General features: G+C 71.5%; 3 protein-coding genes. 1 reads left to right on the top strand and 2 read right to left on the bottom strand.

What is annotated here, in order from left to right:
• The coding region (locus SACSA_RS0116025) for a M16 family metallopeptidase (protein WP_019818672.1) at positions 1 to 645 on the bottom strand (645 nt) is incomplete at its 3' end.
• Positions 642 to 1,928: a M16 family metallopeptidase gene (locus SACSA_RS0116020; RefSeq protein WP_019818671.1), complete on the bottom strand. Its 1,287-nt coding sequence runs from the start codon at positions 1,926 to 1,928 to the stop codon at positions 642 to 644. The genes SACSA_RS0116025 and SACSA_RS0116020, both read right to left, overlap by 4 nt.
• Positions 1,929 to 1,963: 35 nt before the next feature.
• Between SACSA_RS0116020 and SACSA_RS0116015 the strand changes: the two genes are divergently transcribed.
• Positions 1,964 to 2,779 (top strand): SDR family NAD(P)-dependent oxidoreductase, encoded by an 816-nt coding sequence (locus SACSA_RS0116015; protein WP_019818669.1) that lies wholly within the window; start codon positions 1,964 to 1,966, stop codon positions 2,777 to 2,779.
• The last annotated feature ends 95 nt before the right edge of the window (positions 2,780 to 2,874 follow it).

Below are 2,874 nucleotides of genomic sequence, written 5' to 3'. Positions count from 1 at the left end.
CAGCACCGCGGCCGCGTGCAGGGCGCGCACGGCCTCCGGCGTGACCCGGGCGACGTCCTCCGCCGTCGGCATCTCCCGGGTGTAGGGGTGGTCGCCGTAGCGGTGCCGTTGCAGCGCCTCACGGGCGATCACGCGGGGCTGGGTGCGCGCGACCGCCAGCCGCTCGGCGATGCGGTCGGACTCCCGGGCGACCTCGGCGTCCGGGTAGGTCGCGCCGGTGAGCACATCGGCGAGCACGTCGAGCATCGTGGGCAGTCCCGAGGCGAGCGCGCTTCCGGAGAAGGCCAGGTGCTCGGGGTCGACCACGGTACCCAGCTCGCCCCCGATGAGCGCGAGGTCGGTGTCGACGGCGACCCGGTCGCGGGTGCGGGTACCGGTCAGTACCGTCTCCGCGAGTACCTCCGCCGTCGCCGGGTGCAGCGGGTCGTCACCGGCGAAGGGAATGGCCAGGCGCACCTCCACCATCGGCACGGTCGGTTTGCGCACCGCCAGCACGCGCAGGCCGTTGGCGAGCACCGTGTCGGTGTGGGCAGGCTCCGGCGCCGCGGGCTGGTCTCCGAGCGAGGGAACCGCACGCGGACCCCGTACGGTGCGGCCGATCTCCTCGGCGTCGCGGTGGCCTCCGGTCAACTCGGTCGAGGTCACTGGGCTCCTCCCTGCTCGGGTTCGACCACGAGGACGGCCCGCGAGTCGGGGCGCAGCGCCTTCGCGGCCTCGGACACCTGCTCGGCCGTCACGGCCGCGATGCGGTCGGGCAGCTCGTACACCAGCGCCGCGTCGCCGTGCAGCAGCTCCATCGAACCCAGCGCCAGCGTGCGCGAGACCAACCGGTCGTGGTCGGAGTGCAGGTTGGCGCTCCACCGCGCGGTCACCTTCGCCAGCTCCTGTTCCCCCGGCGGGGTGCTCGCCAGCGCGTCCAGCTCCGCGTCGAGCGCGCCGAGCACGGTCTCCGGCCTCACGTCGGGTGCGTGGATGGCCGTGACCGAGAACGTGTCCGGGTCACGCGCCTCGAACGGGCCGAACAGTCCCGCGCCCGCGTTGACGTCGGTGACCAGTGGCTCGCGGTGCACCATCCGCTGTTGCAGCCGGGAGGAGTCGCCTTCGGTGAGCACACCCGCCAGCACGAGGTTCGCCAGGTAGCCGTCCAGCTCGCCGACGGGGTCGGGCATCCGGTAACCGACGGCCAGCGCGGGCAGCGGCGCGTGCGGGTCGGTATGGGTGTCGCGCAGCTCCCGCGTCGGGCGCGGCTCGGCGAACGAGGGCCGGTGCGGCCTCGGCCGGGCGGGCACATCCCCGAAGTGGGTCTGGACCAGGTCCCGGGTGCGCTCGACGTCGAGGTCACCCGCGACGGTCAGCACCGCGTTGGCGGGGGCGTAGTAGGTGTCGAAGAACGCGGCGCAGTCGTCGAGCGAGGCCTGTTCGAGGTCGGTGAAGTCGCCGTAGCCGTTGTGCGCGTTGGGAAACGTCGAGTAGAGCACCGGCGGAAGGAGAATCCACGGGAACCCGCCGTAGGGCCGGTTCAGCACGTTGAGCCGGATCTCCTCCTTGACCACGTCGATCTGGTTGGCGAGGTTCTCCCGCGTCAGTTTCGGCGCGCGCATCCGGTCGGCTTCGAGGAACAGGGCGCGCTCCAGCGCGGCCGACGGCAACACCTCGAAGTAGTCGGTGTAATCCGGATGGGTGGAACCGTTGAACGTCCCGCCACTGCTTTGCACGTGGCGGAAGTGGGCGAGCTTTTCCAGGCTCTCGCTCCCCTGGAACATCAGGTGCTCGAACAGGTGCGCGAAGCCCGTCCGCCCTTCCGGTTCCGAGCGGAAGCCCACGTCGTAGTGCACGCTGACACCGACGACCGGAGCCGTCGGGTCCGGGGCAAGCACCACCCGCAGGCCGTTGTCGAGGGTGAATCTGTGTAACTCGGAGACGGCCATGAGCACACCCTACGGGTACTCTGACGGGCAGAGGTATGAGACCGCGTAGCGAGCAGACCATCCTGATCACCGGGGCCACCGACGGCCTCGGGCGGCACTTGGTGGGCGAACTCGCCGCACAGGGCACGCACGTCATCGCCCACGGACGCAACGCGGAGAAGCTGCGCGCGCTGCGTTCCGAGGTGGACGCCGACGTCGTTCGCGCGGATTTCGCCGACCTGCACCAGGTGAACCGGCTGGCCGAGGAGATCCTGCGCCGCTACGACCGGCTGGACGTGCTGGTGAACAACGCGGGGATCGGCACCGGCCCCGACCCGACGCGCAGGCAGGAGAGCGCCGACGGCGTCGAACTGCGGCTCGCCGTCAACTACCTCGCCGGCTACCACCTGACGCGCAAGCTGCTGCCACTGCTGAAGGCCCCCGCGCGGATCGTGAACGTGGCCTCGGCGGGCCAGCAGGAGTTCTCCTTCACCGACCCCCAGTCACGACGGCAGTACAGCGGCGCCTCGGCCTACATGCGCAGCAAGCTCGCGCAGGTCATGTTCACCCTCGACCTCGCCGACGAGCTACGCGGCAGTGGGATCACCGTCAACGCGCTGCACCCGGCGACGTTCATGGACACCGCGATGGTGCGCCAGTCCGGCAGGCAGCCCGCGACCAGCGTGGCCGACGGGGCGGCGCCGACGCTGCGCCTCATCCACGGCGCGGACGTCGACGGCGTCACCGGCCAGTTCTTCAACGGCTTCGAGCGGGCCGAGCCGCATCCGCAGGCGCACAAGAAGGTGGCACGGGCGCGACTGCGCGAACTCAGCGACGAACTGATCGCCAACGCGCTCATGACGGAGGGGTGAACCCGCTCCCGCCGTCCCCGCGGGCGTGACCCTGCCCCTCGCCCTGGTCAGGCCCCTCGCCTTCGCCGGGCGCGCCGCCCTCGCCGCGCGCCCCG

It is taken from the genome of Saccharomonospora saliphila YIM 90502, assembly GCF_000383795.1.
In the GTDB taxonomy this organism is placed as follows: Bacteria; Actinomycetota; Actinomycetes; order Mycobacteriales; family Pseudonocardiaceae; genus Saccharomonospora; species Saccharomonospora saliphila.
The sequence above is the reverse complement of the archived record's forward strand: the minus strand, read 5'-3'. Positions and strand labels throughout refer to the sequence as shown.

Excerpts from the sequence above, each read along its gene's own strand:
- SACSA_RS0116020 (WP_019818671.1), bottom strand. The coding sequence starts at position 1,928 with ATGGCCGTCTCCGAGTTACACAGATTCACCCTCGACAACGGCCTGCGG.
- SACSA_RS0116015 (WP_019818669.1), top strand. The coding sequence starts at position 1,964 with ATGAGACCGCGTAGCGAGCAGACCATCCTGATCACCGGGGCCACCGAC.